Here is a 14,965-nt window from a genome sequence, read left to right on the forward strand (position 1 = left end):
GACCGGGCCGACCGGCTACGGAAGAAGCAGGGCCTTGCCCACGACCCACCGCTCCTCCATGGCCCGGTGCGCTGCGGCTGCTTGTGCCAAGGGAAGTTCCAGCCCGATCACTGGCTGAATTCTCCCGGCTGCCAATGCTTCCAGAGATTCACGGCCGTACCGCGCCGCCTCGACCGGGCCGAACTGCAGGTCAGCGATTCCGCGGACGGTAAGGCCTCGGCGAGTTGCGTCCGCCGAGTCGATCCGCGCGAACTCACCGCTGGGCGCCCCGTGGGCGGACACACGTCCTCCATCGGCCACCAACCCGACCGCAGCGGAACCCAACGCTCCTCCGACACCGTCCAGCAACACGTCTGCAAGGTGTCCGTCGAAGGCCTCGCGCACCTGGTCCAGCCAGCCGCCAACGCTGTAATCCACTGCTGCGGCGCCAAGTTCACCCACCAGCGCCAGCTTCACCTCACCCCGGACCGCTCCCACCACCTGCGCGCCCGCCTCGATCGCCAACTGGACCAGCAACGTCCCCATGCCACCGGCCGCCCCCAGGACGAGCACCCGCTCCCCCGGCCGGACACCGACGCCCTCCAGCACACCGAAAGTTGTTACCCCGTCGACACTGATCGCGGCAGCCGCTTTCAGATCCACCTCATCCGGCACCGGACCGACCTTGGCCAGATCTGCCTTGACCAGTTCGGCGTAGGAGGATCGCTCCTTGGCCACGACCCGGCGGCCCAGCCAGTGCGACGGCACCTCGGCACCCAGCGCCACCACCGTGCCCGCCGCCGCGCTACCGGGAACGTACGGCACGGTGATCCCGAACAGATCGGCCCGGAAACCGCGCCGGATGTCGGTTTCCACGAAGATCGTGTCGATCACCGCGGCCTCGACCACGAGCTGACCCGGCCCGGGAACCGGGTCGGGCAGCTCGACCGCCCGTAGTACCGACGGATCCCCGAACTCGCTCACCTGAATCGCTCGCATGGCCCATCCCCTCCTGACGATGTCCGCGAGGTTAGAAGCTCAAGTTCGGTTGAGGTCAAGCGTCAGCTGGTGCGGGAACGGTGCAGCAGCCAGACGAAGTACGGCGCCCCGATGATCGCGGTGACCAGACCGGCCGCGATCTCCGAAGGTGCGATCACGGTCCGCCCGATCAGGTCGGCCACCACCACGAGCACCGCGCCCAGCATCACCGCGACCGGGATCGAGCGCGCGTTACGCCCACCCGCCAACGCCCGCGCGGCATGTGGCGCCACCAGACCGACGAAGCCCAGCGCACCCACCGCACAAGCTGCGGCAGCGGTGAGAATGGCTGCCAGCAAGCAGAATCCGACGCGAACGGCGGTCAGGCGCACCCCGAGGATCCGGGGCACGTCCTCGTCGAGGGCCAGCAGGTCGAGGGTGCGGGCGGCGTACAGCGTCAGCGGCAGGCCGATCACCAGGGCGATGATCACCGGTATGGCCTGGCTGCTGCTGCGCCCGTAAGTCGAGCCGGACAGCCAGGTCAGGGCCAGGTTGGTGTCCCACGGCGAGTAGGCCACCACGATCAGCGTGGTCAGCGCCGTGGCTCCGGCACTCACCCCGATACCGATCAGCACCAGCCGTTCCGAGGACAGGCCGCCACCTGACGCCAACCAGAGCACCAAGCCAAAGGTGAGCAGGGCCGCCAAAGTGGCCAGGCCCATCATCGGCCAGACCCCCAGCCCCGGGGCCAGCACGACCACCGCGACGGCACCGACCGAAGCGCCGGGTGTGACGCCGAGCAGACCGGGCTCGGCCAGCGGATTACGGCACACCGCTTGCACGATCGCGCCGGCCAGAGCCAGGGCAGCACCGCCGGCGAGCGCGACCAGAACCCGGGGCCACCGCTGGTTGAGCACGAAGTTGACCTGAGTCCCGGCCTGATCCCGCAGCCAGTTGCTCACGTCGCCGAGCAGCACCACGCGCTCGCCCATCAGCAAAGCGCCGATCGATCCGAAAACCAGTGCGATCACCAGGATCATCCAGATTCCGGCGACCCAGCGGCCGGAGCGGACCGTGCCCCGTGCGCCCTTGGTCCCGGAGCCGACCGCGCCCCCGCGCAGCCGTCGCGCCAGCCAGACCAGCACGCTGGCCCCGACCAGGGTGGTCACCACACCGGTGGGGATGGCGATCGAGACGCCGGCGGGCAGGAAGAGCCGTAAAAGGACGTCTGCACTCACCACTACGAGCGCGCCCAGTACTCCGGCGAGAGGGAGCAGAACCAGATGACGTCCGAGGCCAGGTAGCTTGCGAGCGGCGGATCGGGCGGCGACCCCGGCGGTCAGCCCGACGAACCCGATGGGTCCGGTGACCGTCACCGCAGTGGCGGCCAGCAGGACCGCCAGCAGTACCGCGTAGAGACGGCTGCGGCGCACGTCGATGCCGAGGACGCGGGCCGAATCGTCACCCAGGGCAAGCACGTCCAGCCGGTGGGCGAGCAGCAGCAGACCGGCCACGCCCAGCGCGATCAGCGGGATGGCGAGCTTCACCTGATGGCCGCCGGACTGCACGGTGGTACCGCTCTGCCAGGCGAACAGGCCGGTGGTCTCCTGGGCGAACAGCATCAGCAGCACGTAGCTGAGGCTCGAAAAGGCCAGGGCGATCGCGGAACCGGCGAGAACCAGCCGGGTCGGCCCAGCGTCTCCGCCCTGGGCGACCAGCAGCACCAGGCCTGCGGCGGCAATACCACCGGCGAACGCGACCAGCCCGCTCAGGTAGAAGGGCATGCTGAAACCGAAGGCGGCCACGGCCACCACGGTCAGGTAGGCTCCGGCGTTCACGGCCAGGGTGTCCGGGGAGGCCAGCGGGTTTCGGGCCACGGACTGCAAGGTCACGCCGGCCACCCCCAATGCCAGCCCGATCAGCAGCGCGGCGGCCAGACGAGGCACCCGGCTGGCGATCAGAACGGCGGCCGCGTCGGACTCGTGTCCGGCCGGCAGCAACGCCTGGAACAGTTCGCGGACCGGCAGATCGGCCGTTCCCTGCGTCAGGTGCACCGCCGACAACGCGGCCAGCACCACCAGCAGGACCCCGAAAACCCCAAGAACAACAGCAATGGACGAGGGGCGCCCCGGTGACGCGGTCTGCGTCACCGGGGCGGCCTGCGTGCTCGTGTTCACAGCGCGGTAGTGATCAGCTGGCGGTGATGTTGCTGACCAGCGTGTCGATGTACGCCTCGGCCGCCTTCGGGCCGCCGAACATCCAGATGCCGTTGTCGATCGGCTTGACCTTCCCGGCCTCGACGAAGGGCAGCTTCTTCCAGATCGCGTTGTCGGCCAGGGAGTCCACGAAGGTCTCGCCGGACGCCGCCCCCGCCACGTACAGGAAGGTGCTGTCCGCGTTGTCGACCTTGGTCAGGCCCTCGACGTCGATCGTGGCCAGGCCGTACTCCGGGTCGCCGCCCTCGGTGTACTGGTTCTCCAGGCCCAGTTCCGCGGCGATCGCCCCGAAGAACGAGCCGGGGGTGTACATCCGGATGCTCACCGTGCCGGACTGCACCCAGCCGTCGGACATGGTGAACGGCGCGTTCGTCTTACCGGCCGTCTCCAGCGCGGTCTTGGCCTCGGCGACCTTGGCGTCGAAGTCGGACAGCAGCGTGGTCCCGGCCTCGGTGGTGCCGGTGACCTCGCCCAGCGTGTTCACCGTCTTGCGCATGTAGCCGATCGGGTCCTCGCCGTCCGAGCCGGCCAGCACCAGCACCGGGGCGATCTCCTCGAGCTGGTCGTAGACCTTGTCGTCCAGGCCGGTGACCGAGACGATCAGCTCCGGCTCCAGCGCGGAGATCGCGTCCAGGCTGGGCGTGCCCCGCTGGCCGACGTCCGGGGTGCTCGCCTCCAGCGGGACCACGGTGTCGTACTCGTTGTAACCCTTGACGTCGGACGCCCCGATCGGGGTGACGCCGAGCGCCAGCAGGTTCTCGGTCAGGCCCCACTCCAGCGAGACCACCTTGCTGGCCGGGGCATCGAGCTTGACCTCTTCGCCGCGCTCGTCGGTGACCGTCACCGGACCGCTGGCGGCCGCCGGGCTGGCCTCGGCGTCGGTGGTGGTGTCGGCTTCTTCGGTGGTGCCGCAGGCGGTCAGCAGCAGCACCAGGGCAGCGGCGGAGGTCGCAGCCACCTGGGTGGTGCGAGCGCGGCGCAGGGCGGTGAACATGGCAGTCCTTATGATTTTTCGGATGGTGGGACGGAATTCCGGCGCGTTTTTCAGGCGGGCCGGGGGGTGAGGGTCTGCCCGGCGGTTCGGCCGGTGGCGGGCCGGTGGGTGTGCCGGCCGACCGGGCTGGTGCGCACCCGGCCGTGCTCGTCGGTACCCACGTCGATCCGCAGCCCGTAGACCTCGCTGAGCAGTTCGGCCGAGAGCACCTCGTCGGGGGTGCCGGTGGCGCGGACCGTGCCCGCGTGCAGCAACACCACGTGGTCGGCCACCGCCGCGGCCTGGTTCAGGTCGTGCAGCACCACGCCGATCGCGACGTCGTGCTCGTCGGCCAGGTCGCGGATGATGTCCAGCGTCTCGATCTGGTAGCGCAGGTCGAGGAAGGTGGTCGGCTCGTCGAGCAGGACGATGCCGGTGTCCTGAGCCAGGCAGGTGGCCAGCCAGACCCGCTGCAGCTCGCCGCCGGACAGTTCGTCCACCGGACGCTCGGCCATCCCGGCCACGCCGGTCCGCTCCAGCGCCCGCTGCACCACCGCGGCGCCGCCTTCGTCACCGGCTCCGAACCGGCCGCGGTAGGGATGCCGGCCGTAACCCACCACGTCCCGCACCCGAACGCCTCCCGGGGTGGGCCGCGACTGGGTGAGCAGGGTTACCTGCCGGGCAAATTCCTTGGGGTGCAGGGCCAGCGCATCGATACCGTCGCCGAGCGTGACACTTCCGGCGCTCGGCGTGTGCAGCCGGGCGAGAGAACGCAGCAAGGTGGACTTTCCGGACCCGTTCGGGCCGAGCAGGGCAGTCACCCGGCCGGGCCGCAGGTCGATGCCGGCCCCGTTGACGACGGCATGCCCGTGGTATCCCAGGGTCAGGTTGGCCCCGGTCAGCGCGGGCACAGATAAGGGCAGACTCACAAAGGTAAGGCTAGCCTATTCAGCAGCGTGTTTGCCCCGGAGTACCCTGTGATCTGCCTTTGATGACGGACTGGGTCACCGGTTCGGCGTATGTCCGCGCTTTTACCGGCTCGCCCACCCGGAACCCGGATTAGACTCGGCGCGCGTGAACATCCTCGGCCTCCACCCGCTGCCCGCCCCCGCGAGCCGCGTGATCCGCCGAGCCTTCTCAGCTCTCGTTCAGGACGCGACGCCGCAGGCCCTCAGTAATGTCTGACCAGCCCGGGCGCCGCTCCCGCCGCCCGCGCACCGAGGATCCGAGCGCCGAACCGTTGACCAGCTTGCCCGAAATACCTGCCAACGATGGCATTACGCCCACAAGTGCAGCATTTAAGGACGCTCTGGGCCCGTTCACCGGCGGAGACCTGGGTGGCGTAGACGGTTACGGGGGTGCCGACGGCCCGTTCCGCCCTCGGGGAAGACGATCTCGCGGGCCGGAGCCGGCCCGCAGACGTGACCGGTCGAACAGACCCGCCTCGACCGACAGCCTGAACCAGCCGGCGGAAAATACTCAAAGACCGGAACCGCAGCAGATATCGGGATATGACGGCTCCCTCGGTCTCGATTCCCCTGGCACCTCCAGCTCTCTCGATCATCCGCCTTACTCCGCTTCTCTGGATGATGCTGATTCCACGGGCCACTTCGACTCGCTGAGCGTTGCCGACAGATCAGACTTTCCGCCCCCGTCCGATCGCCGTGACCGATCAGGCCGCCGCCCCTACCGCCCCAGCCGAGCTGACCGTCCGAGCCAAGCAGAGCGCGTGAACTGGCCTGTGGCGTCAGATCAGCCAGATCGGGGGGACGCTCCCGCATCAACTTCCGAAAGATTCGATACCGCAGCCCCTTATGCATCTGCGCCTCAGACGCCCGCCTCGCCCGCTCCGCTGAGCCGCCGTGCTCGTCGCGAAGCCGAAACCGCCCAACTACGCCTGGCCGAAGCCGCCGAACTCAGCCGAGCGGCAGAACAACCCCGCGCAGCAGAGCAGGCTCACTGGGCGGACCAGGCCAGCACAACCAGCGAGGCTCGCGATGCAGAATGGGGGCACGAAACCGCGCTTGTCCGCAACGCCGAGTTGGCCCGCCAGACAGAGCAGGCCCACCGAACCGAGCTGACCCACAACGCCGAGCTGACCCGCGAGACCGAGCTGGCCCACGAGGCTGAACTTGCGCGTGGAGTTGAACGGGCGCGCGAAGCTGAGTTGGCGCGCGAGGCGAAGCGCAGACGCGAAGGCGAATGGGCCCGCCAGGCCGAACTGGAGAACGCGCACCTGAACAGCCAAGCGCGTTTGGCAGAGGCTGCGCGCACCGAAAATCGGGTGCCAATGGCGGATCCGGCGCGCTCGGCAGACCAAGTACGCGCAGCAGACCAAGCCGGCGAGACAGAACCAACACGTGAGGGAGGATGGAGCCGCGAGGGAGAGTGGAGCGCCGAGGGACAATGGACTCGCCCGAACACGTTTGAGCACACCCGCTCGGTAGACCAGACGCACCTGGCAGACGAAGCAGGATCAACGCCCGAGACGCGGTGGCAGCGTGAGGAGCAGCGTGGCCACCCAACCGGGCTAGATCATGCTTTCCCGGCAAACCAAGTAGCGGCAACAACGACCGTCGCGTCGGCTGTGCATCCGGCCGATGAGAAACACACGGCCGACCACACGCACGCCACTCACGAGGCGCACGCGGCTGGGTCAATCCGCGATATGGGCCGGCAGAGCGAGCAACCGTGGGCTCGTGAATCCGAGCTGGAGCGTGCCCGGTTAGCCGAGGCATCGCCGCGCACAAGCACTATCGCGATTACGGGCATTCCCGCCGGCTCGCATGCCGGCATGCCGGCCCGCCGCGACCGCGCCGCTCTCCGCTCCCATCCAGACCGGCCAGACCTACCGAACCTGGACGTTCGGTCCAACCCCGACAACTACCTCGGCGACCAGTCCGGCTCCGACCGCCCCTTCGGCGACCAGGCCCGTCCACTGCCCGGTTCTGAAAACTATGCCCTCAACCACGGCGGCGCCGACTACCTCGGAGGTAACCCAAGCCGTCCACTGCTCGGTCCTGAAACCCAGGCCCTCAGCCACAGCGGCGCCGACCACCTCGGAGGCGGCCCAAACCGTCCACTGCTCGGTCCTGGAACCCAGGCCCTCAAACACAGCGGCGCCGACCACCTCGAAGGCGGCCCAAGCCGTCCGCCTATCGGTTCTGACCCAGTCAGCCGCAGAGGCGCCGGGCCGGACCCCGGCGACCACGAGCGTCCGTTGCTTGGTCTTGACCAGAACCCGGGCGGCTACGTCGGTACCGAAATCCTCGGTGGTGACCACGAGCGTCCGTTGCTGGGTTCTGGCTCTGACTCGACCACGAGCGCAGGCGAACCGACCCGCGTCCGTAGGCGTTCTGAGCGCCGCAACGCCCTTCTGGAGGACGACCGGGCATTTGCCGAGCAGCACCGCGAGCTCACGAACCGGCTCGTGGACTGGGATCAGCAGCCGGAAACTCCCGAGGAGACCGGCCCGCAGACCATGGCCATCGCGTTCCGGCAGCCGAAACCGGAGGAGAAGAGCCGCCGTCCGGTGATCGTCGCCGCGGTGCTGGCCGTGCTCGCCCTCATTGCCGGGGTCACGTTCGTGATCGGGTTCACCGGGGATGAGCCGTCCGGTTCGCCCGCGAGCAACGATCTGGTCAGCGAGCGCACGGCCGAAGAGCAGGGCGGCAGCGGTGAGGCCGACCAAGAGCCGGCCGCCGAGCCGACGTCGGGAGCCGCGGCGGACGTCAAGGTCGGGGTCTTCAGGGGGACCAAGCCGGCTGAGGTGGGCGAGTTCGAGGAGTGGCTCGGGCGCGATATTGCTTACGCGGTGGACTATTCCAACCGCGATCAGTGGGACGACGTGGCGAATCCGACGTACATGCTGCAGGCCTGGGAGGGCAGCGGGTACCGGATGGTGTACGGAGTGGTGATGCTGCCGGCGCACGACGACAGCGCCACGCTGGCGGCCGGAGCGGCCGGGGACTACGACGACTACTACCGGACGCTGGCGCAGAACCTGGTCGAGTACGGGCAAGGGGATTCGATCATCCGGCTGGCCTGGGAGTTCAACGTGCGTAAGGGACGCTGGAACCTGCAGGCCGCGGACCGGGACGACTTCGTGGCCTACTGGCGCAACATCGTCACCACGATGCGTTCGGTGCCGGGCGCCGAGAAGCTCGAGTTCGACTGGAACGTGAACAACGGCGGCGAGACCTTCGACTCGACGGTCTACTACCCCGGAGAGGAGTTCGTGGACTACATCGGGGTGGACGTCTACGACATCGCCTGGACGGAAGGCTCCTACCCCTACCCGTCCGGCTGCAACACCGCCTGCCGGAAGCTGCATCAGGAGGTGGCCTGGGACAGCATCACGGACGCGGGGTACGGCCTGGACTTCTGGTCGGCCTTCGCGGCGGAGCAGGGCAAGCCGCTGTCGATGCCGGAATGGGGGTTGTGGGACCGCACCGAGACCGACTCTCAGGGCGGGATGGACAACCCGTTCTTCATCCAGCAGATGTTCGAGTTCATCGACGACCCGCAGAACAACGTGGCCTACCAGGCGTACTTCGACGTGAACCCCGAGGGCAAGGGCAAGCACCAGCTGGCCGACCTGCCCCGCGGCCAGGCCCGGTTCAAGAAGTTGTTCGGCAGCGGCGGGTAGACGGCGGGGCTTCAGGCGGGATTCAAGTCGATTTTGGCAGACTGCCGGGGTGCGAGTGCTGGTGGTCGACGATGAAGCGCGTTTCGCGGAGGGCATCAGCCGAGGGCTTGTCGCCGAGGGGTTCTCGGTGGACGTGGCCGAGAACGGGATCGACGGGCTCTGGCGGGCCCGCGAGGTGCAGTACGACGCCATCCTGCTCGACGTGATGATGCCCGGCCTGAACGGTTATGCGGTCTGCCGGGCGCTGCGTGAGGAGGAGAACTGGACGCCGATCCTGATGCTCACGGCCAAGGACGGCGCCTGGGACCAGATCGAGGGCCTGGACACCGGGGCCGACGACTATGTGGTCAAACCGGTGGAATTCCCCGTGCTGCTGGCCCGGCTGCGGGCGCTGGTGCGGCGCGGGCGGCCGGAGCGGCCCACCGTGCTGACCATCGGCAGCCTGGTGGTGGACCCGGCCACCCGGGAGGTCCGGCGCGGCGGGACGCCGATCACCCTGACCAGCCGCGAGTTCGCGGTGCTGGCGTTCCTGGCCCGCAGCGCCGAGTCGGTGCGCTCGAAGCTGGAGATCCTCAACGGGGTGTGGGACGACGACTTCGAGGGCGACCCGAACATCGTCGAGGTGTACATCGCGCACCTGCGGGCCAAGGTGGACCGGCCGTTCGGGGTGGAGACCATCGTCACCATGCGCGGGGCCGGTTACCGGCTGATCGCCGATGAGTGAGCGGGCCGGCTGGTGGTCGCTGCGGGTCCGGATCACCAGCGCCACCACCGCGATCGTGCTGGTGGTGCTGGCCTGCGGGGCGGTCGGCCTGGTCTGGCTGCTGCGCTCGAACATGGTCGAGTCGGAGGCCACCACGGCCGGGCAGCAGGCCGCGCAGATCGCCTCCGAGGCCGAGACGCTGGGCTCGCTGCCGCCGTTCGAGGCCGACGAGGTGATCATCCAGCAGCAGCGGAACGGCCGGGTGGTGGCGGTGGCCGACGACGACTTCGTCGGGGTGCCGCCGCTGCCGGTCTCGGACGAGCTGCAGATCGTCGAGGTGCTGGACCAGGAATGGGCGGTGCGCTCCAGCCCGGTGATGCTGCAGCCGGGAGTCCGCCAGCACGTGGTGGTGGGGCGCTCGCTGTACGGCGCGCACGAGGCCACCGAGTCGGCCACGATCCTGCTCAGCGGCGCGGTGCCGGCGGTGAGCCTGTTCGTGGCGGTGATGACCTGGACCGTGGTGGGCCGTTCGCTGCGACCGGTGGAGCAGATCCGCTCGGTGGTCGAGAACATCGGCAACGACGTGACCGGGCGGATCAGCGAGCCCCGCGGCAAGGACGAGGTGGCGCGGCTCGCGGTGACGATGAACCGGATGCTGGAACGGCTGGAGAAGTCGCGCCGGGCCCAGCAGCGCTTCGTCTCCGATGCCTCGCACGAGCTGCGCTCCCCCGTCGCCGCGATCCGCCAGCACGCCCAGGTGGCGCTGCTGCATCCGGAGGCGGTGACCTTGCCCGGGCTCGCCGAGGTGGTCGACGCCGAGGCCGCGCGGCTGGAGGAACTGGTCAGCGGTCTGCTGCTGCTGGCCCGGATCGACGAGCGCAGTGCCAGCGTGCAGCAGGAGATCGACCTGGACGACCTGTTGCTGGCCGAGGGAAAACGGTTGCGGGCGCTGGGGGTCCGGGTGGATCTGACCAAGGTCGGGCCGGCCCGGGTGGTCGCCGACACCGCGCTGATGACCCGCGCGGTGCGCAACGCCTCCGAGAACGCCCGGCGGCACGCCCGTTCCCTGGTGGCCTTCGAGCTGACCGACAACGGGACGACGGCGGTGCTTCGGGTGGACGACGACGGTCCCGGGGTGCCGGAGGAGGACCGGGAGCGGATGTTTCACCGGTTCGAGCGCCGTGACGACGCTCGCGACCGGGACAGCGGTGGTGCGGGTCTGGGCCTGGCGATCATTGCCGAAGCCGCCCGGCAGGCCGGAGGGACGGCACTGCTGGACACCTCGGCGCTGGGCGGTGCCCGGCTCGAGATGCGCCTGCCCTCAGGAAGCTGAGTCCTTCTTGTCGGTGGCCTGAGCATAGGCCTCGGCCGGGGTCATCGAGACCCCGTTGTACTTGACCGTGTTCTGGGTGCTCACCGGCACGCACTCGGACTTCGTGGCGGCGCGGGCGTTGGAGTCGGCCAGCGCCTCCTGCCGGTCCTTCTTCGTGCTCTTGGGATAGGTGTCGCCCTCGGTCCAGTCCTGGCCCAGTACCAGCGTCACCGTGTCGGTATCGGTGTCCTTGGTCAGCAGCGAGGAGGGCATCTTCAGGTCGGCGGCGAGCTGCTGCGCCTGATCCACCTGGCCTTTTCCGTAGATGATGGACGTCCGAGTCTCCAGATCCCCGGCGGAGGCGTCGGTCTCGGCGTCGTACCCCTGATCGGCCAGCAGCGCGGTCATTTCCCCGGCCCGGCCGTCGGCGCCGCCCCGGTTGCGCACCTGCACCTCGAAATCCCTTCCGGGGCTGGCTTTGCTGGTGGACGGAGAGGGCGTGCTGGTCTCGTTCGGGCCCTTGGACAGTGACTGGTCCTCGATGATCGTGGCGAACAGCTTCTGCGCGGCCTCGGTCGGGACCACCCGGTTCGGATCGGTCGGCGCCGGGGCGCTCTGCATGGTGGTGAAGGTGATCCGCTTCGTGTCCACCTTGTTCAACTCGGTGGCCAGATCGATCAGCTTGGGAATGCTGTCCAGTCCCTCGTCCACGGTCAGCGCCTTGGTGGCGGCGTCGGCCACCCCGTACAGCTTGGTCGGGTTCAGCAGCGTGCCGGTGTCTTTCATCGACCGGATGGCCGCCGAGAGGAACGCGTGCTGACCGTAGGTGCGGCCCAGGTCACTGCCGTCGCCGAAACCGTGCCGGGTGCGCACGAACTGCAGCGCCGCCTCGCCCTTCAGGGTATGGCTGCCCTTGCTCAGCTTCAGGTGCGAGTAGTTGTCGTAGACGTCGTCGGTGACACAGACGTCCACGCCGCCGGTCGCGTCCGACATCGCGATCACCCCGGCGAAGTCGACCATCACGAAGTGGTCGATGGTGATCCCGGTGAGCTGGTGGATCGCCGCCACGCTGCAGCCCGGCCCGTACACCAGGCTGCCGTTGATCTGGCCGTAGCGCTCCGAAACGCTCTGCCCGGTCTCGGCGTTCTCGCAGCCGGGCATCTGGGTCAGGGTGTCGCGCGGCACACTCATCGCGGTGATGTTGGTGCGGTCGGCCGAAAGGTGCACCAGGATCTGGACGTCCGCGTTGGCCGCGGTGTGGTCGCAGGCGCCGCCCAGCTTGCAGTTCGCCTCGGACGAGCGCGCGTCCGTGCCGATCACCAGCACGTTGATCGGGAACCGGCCCTGCTCGTCGGCCTTCTGCACGCCCGCGTCGCCGGTGGTGCCGGAGAACAGCGCCGAGGACTCGATGTTGCCGTTCAGCCGCTGGTACATGTACGCCCCGCCGCCGGCCGTGCCCGCCATCAGCACCGCCACCGTGCCCAGCGCGATCTTGCCCCAGGGGGTCAGCCGCACTCGGCCCCGGGCGTGCCGCACCGGACGTTCGTGGGTTCGGTTTCGTGTCACGATCGGCCGTTCCGGCAGCACACAGCGAGGACCACGATCAGGATGATGCTCGGCCACCCCTGAACCAGGCCTGAATGAGCCTCGCCGGGCTGACAAAACACCCTGTGAGGTTGCTTTGTCAGCCCGGCGATCACACCGTCCTTGCGCTACCCGGCCTGGGCCCGGTGCAGCGCGGTGTAGCGCCCGCCCCGGGCCAGCAGCTCGTCGTGCGAGCCGATCTCGGCGATCCGGCCGCCCTCGAGCACCACGATCCGGTCGGCCTGGCGGATGGTCGAGAGCCGGTGCGCCACCACCAGCGTGGTGCAGCCGCCCATCAGCTCCGAAAGCGCCTGCTTGACCTGGGACTCGGACTCCGGGTCGAGTGCACTGGTGGCCTCGTCCAGCAGCAGGACGCGCGGTTTGCGGATCAGTGCCCGGGCGATGGCGATGCGCTGGCGCTGGCCGCCGGAGAGCCGGGCGCCGCGTTCACCCACCACTGTGTCCCAGCCCTGCGGCTGGGTCTGGATGATGTCCAGGGCCTGGGCGTCGCGCATCGCGTCGAGCACTTGCTCGTCGGTGACGTCCTCCAGCCCGTAGGCCACGTTGTCGCGGATGCTGCCCTCGAACAGCACCGGCTCCTGCGGCACCACCGAGACGAAGCGGCGCACCGTGCGCAGGTCCAGCTCCTGCATGTCCTGCCCGTCGACCAGGATCCGGCCCTGGGTGGGCCGGATGAAGCCGAGCACCAGGTTCAGCACCGTGGACTTGCCCGCGCCGGAGGGTCCGACGAAGGCCACGGTCTCGCCCGGCCGGATCTCCAGGTCGATGTCGTGCAGCGAGTCCACCTTGGCGTCCGGGTGGCGGTGGCGCACGCTCTGCAGGCTCAGCGTGCCGGTCACCGCGGGCACCGCGCGCTTGCCCTCGTTGTGCTCCAGGTCGGGCTCGGCCAGCACCTCGGCGATCGAGCGCACCGACTCCACGCCGCGGGCGGCCACCGGCAGCAGGCCGAGCAGCTGGATCAGGCCCTGGGTGAGCAGGGTGAAGTAGGTGGACAGCAGCACCACGTCGCCCGGGCCGATCGGCAGCGTGCCGGTGAGCGAGAAGACCGCGGCCAGGGCCAGGCAGAGCACGCCGAGGAACTGCATGCTGACCCACGACATCGAGGCGGTGTGCCCGTTCAGCATGTCCAGCTTCAGCGCCTCGCGGCGGACCTTGTCCACGCCGGTGGCCACCCGGTCGACCGCGGTCTGCTCGAGGCCGTGCGCGCGGGTGACCGGGATCAGCGAGGCCATCTCGCCGACCCGGGCGGCCAGGCCTTCCATCTCCAGGCGGAACCGCTCGTTGCGGGTGCGGGACCGCTTGGCCACGGTGAACCGGATCAGCAGGGCCAGCGGCACGGTGAGCAGGTAGACCGGCAGGAACTGGGGCACCAGGATCGCGGTCATCGTGGCCGCGCCGCCGACCACCATGGTGGCCGACAGCAGTGGGTGGGTGACCTGCTGCAGCATCAGCTCAATGTTCTCGACGTCGCGCACCACCTTGTTCTGCACCACCGCCGAGGTGGAGCGGGCGTGGAAGCCGATCGAGAGGGTCTGCAGCCGCATCGCCAGGACGTTGCGCAGCTCGGCCCCGGTGTCCCGGACCACCATCATGAAGTTGCGGGTGTAGACGAGGTGGTTGGGGTAGTTCTGGGCCAGCAGCAGCACGGCGAACAGCAGCCAGCCCACCACCGAGCCGATCTCACCACCCTCGGCCACGGTGTCGATGATCGCCGCGGTGATCACCGGGAGCATCCACATCGGGATCTCCTTGAGCACGAACGCGCCCAGGGCCAGGGACATCCGCCCCGGCCGGCGGGCGAGCAGGCGCACCAGTGAGCGCACCGGGTGCTCGGGGTCGATGATCTGTGGAGGGTGTTCCCGCGCGGGGGAAAGCGCTTGCCCAGGCATTGGTTCAGTGTAGGCCGAGTTGGGAGGGCCGGACACACCCGACCGGCAGCGCCCGGCCGGCCAAAGGGCCGGCCGGGCTGATCACGCGGCCAGAACCTGTTCCCAGGTCGGCTCGAAAGGCCTGATCTGCAAAGGCATTCCTGCCTCGGCCGGGGTGCGGTCGCGCTTGCGGTGGTTGCACCGCTGGCAGGCCGCCACGGTGTTCAGCCAGGAGTCCGACCCACCGCGGGAGCGCGGAAGCACGTGGTCGACCGTGCTGGCCCGCGCCCCGCAGTAGGCGCAGGTATGGCCGTCCCGGGTCAGCAGCGCGCGGCGCGACCAGGACGGCCTGGTCCGGTGCCGCCAGCGCATGGCCACGTACCGCAGCAGCCGCACCACCTTCGGCCGCGGCCACGGGCCCAGCGCCCGGCCGGCGGCAACCTCTTCCACCACCGCCACCTGCCGGACCAGCATCCGCACGGCATGCGGCAGGGACACGTAGTGCAGACGCTCGTAGGAGGCGTTCAGCACCAGGACCGTGGTCATCGGACACCTCCTGATTCGAGTCGGATCAACGGGAAAGCGCTGCTGTCTCCCGGGAGAGTTTCACGTGGCCGGTTCGGCCCGCCACGGCTTTTCCGATTAACCATCTGCTTAAGTCACCGTTGACAGCCTCGTCGCCG

12 protein-coding genes are annotated in these 14,965 nt (G+C 69.2%); 3 read left to right on the plus strand and 9 right to left on the minus strand.

Annotated elements, in window-relative coordinates:
* Positions 1-15: 15 nt before the first annotated feature.
* The 6 genes from LR394_RS35765 to LR394_RS35790 all read right to left on the minus strand — a co-directional run bounded on the left by LR394_RS35765 (position 16) and on the right by LR394_RS35790 (position 7,555).
* On the minus strand, positions 16-978 hold the full coding sequence (locus LR394_RS35765; protein ID WP_231449122.1) for a zinc-binding dehydrogenase: 963 nt from the start codon (positions 976-978) through the stop codon (positions 16-18).
* Positions 979-1,040: 62 nt separating this feature from the next.
* Complete coding sequence (locus LR394_RS35770) at positions 1,041-3,134, minus strand: iron ABC transporter permease (RefSeq protein ID WP_231449123.1); 2,094 nt, start codon at positions 3,132-3,134, stop codon at positions 1,041-1,043.
* A gap of 13 nt (positions 3,135-3,147) precedes the next feature.
* Entirely contained in the window at positions 3,148-4,167 is a 1,020-nt protein-coding gene (locus LR394_RS35775) for an ABC transporter substrate-binding protein (RefSeq protein ID WP_231449124.1), read from the minus strand.
* Between the two features lie 50 nt (positions 4,168-4,217).
* Positions 4,218-5,075 (minus strand): ABC transporter ATP-binding protein, encoded by an 858-nt coding sequence (locus LR394_RS35780; protein ID WP_331283125.1) that lies wholly within the window; start codon positions 5,073-5,075, stop codon positions 4,218-4,220.
* Positions 5,076-6,037: 962 nt separating this feature from the next.
* A complete protein-coding gene (locus LR394_RS35785) occupies positions 6,038-6,382 on the minus strand; it encodes a hypothetical protein (RefSeq protein WP_231449125.1) in 345 nt (114 codons plus the stop codon).
* Positions 6,383-6,994: 612 nt separating this feature from the next.
* Positions 6,995-7,555, minus strand: a complete 561-nt coding sequence (locus tag LR394_RS35790; RefSeq protein WP_231449126.1) for a hypothetical protein — start codon at positions 7,553-7,555, stop codon at positions 6,995-6,997.
* Positions 7,556-7,576: 21 nt separating this feature from the next.
* On the opposite strand from LR394_RS35790, the gene LR394_RS43445 reads away from it, so the two are divergent.
* From LR394_RS43445 to LR394_RS35805, 3 genes are read left to right on the plus strand one after another with little or no spacing between them, the layout of a single operon-like run.
* Positions 7,577-8,794: a glycoside hydrolase family 26 protein gene (locus LR394_RS43445; protein ID WP_231449127.1), complete on the plus strand. Its 1,218-nt coding sequence runs from the start codon at positions 7,577-7,579 to the stop codon at positions 8,792-8,794.
* Between the two features lie 49 nt (positions 8,795-8,843).
* The gene (locus LR394_RS35800; protein WP_231449128.1) at positions 8,844-9,518 is read left to right on the plus strand and encodes a response regulator transcription factor; all 675 of its coding nucleotides are present in this window, start codon (positions 8,844-8,846) and stop codon (positions 9,516-9,518) included.
* Entirely contained in the window at positions 9,511-10,830 is a 1,320-nt protein-coding gene (locus LR394_RS35805) for a sensor histidine kinase (RefSeq protein WP_231449129.1), read from the plus strand. The genes LR394_RS35800 and LR394_RS35805 overlap by 8 nt, the downstream gene beginning before the upstream one ends.
* Here the strand turns inward: LR394_RS35805 and LR394_RS35810 are convergent.
* The 3 genes from LR394_RS35810 to LR394_RS35820 form a co-directional block, all read right to left on the minus strand.
* Positions 10,819-12,375, minus strand: coding sequence for an LCP family protein (locus tag LR394_RS35810; RefSeq protein ID WP_231449130.1), 1,557 nt, complete (start codon positions 12,373-12,375; stop codon positions 10,819-10,821). The two genes, LR394_RS35805 and LR394_RS35810, sit on opposite strands and share 12 nt — an antisense overlap.
* Before the next feature lie 146 nt (positions 12,376-12,521).
* Positions 12,522-14,303, minus strand: a complete 1,782-nt coding sequence (locus LR394_RS35815; protein WP_231449131.1) for an ABC transporter ATP-binding protein — start codon at positions 14,301-14,303, stop codon at positions 12,522-12,524.
* A gap of 81 nt (positions 14,304-14,384) precedes the next feature.
* On the minus strand, positions 14,385-14,828 hold the full coding sequence (locus LR394_RS35820; RefSeq protein ID WP_231449132.1) for an HNH endonuclease: 444 nt from the start codon (positions 14,826-14,828) through the stop codon (positions 14,385-14,387).
* Positions 14,829-14,965: the final 137 nt, after the last annotated feature.

The organism is Kineosporia babensis (assembly GCF_021129305.1).
GTDB classification, from domain to species: Bacteria; Actinomycetota; Actinomycetes; order Actinomycetales; family Kineosporiaceae; genus Kineosporia; species Kineosporia babensis.

Coding starts and splice junctions, on each gene's coding strand:
- LR394_RS35765 (WP_231449122.1), bottom strand. CDS start 978: ATGCGAGCGATTCAGGTGAGCGAGTTCGGGGATCCGTCGGTACTACGG.
- LR394_RS35775 (WP_231449124.1), bottom strand. CDS start 4,167: ATGTTCACCGCCCTGCGCCGCGCTCGCACCACCCAGGTGGCTGCGACC.
- LR394_RS35805 (WP_231449129.1), top strand. CDS start 9,511: ATGAGTGAGCGGGCCGGCTGGTGGTCGCTGCGGGTCCGGATCACCAGC.
- LR394_RS35815 (WP_231449131.1), bottom strand. CDS start 14,303: ATGCCTGGGCAAGCGCTTTCCCCCGCGCGGGAACACCCTCCACAGATC.
- LR394_RS35820 (WP_231449132.1), bottom strand. CDS start 14,828: ATGACCACGGTCCTGGTGCTGAACGCCTCCTACGAGCGTCTGCACTAC.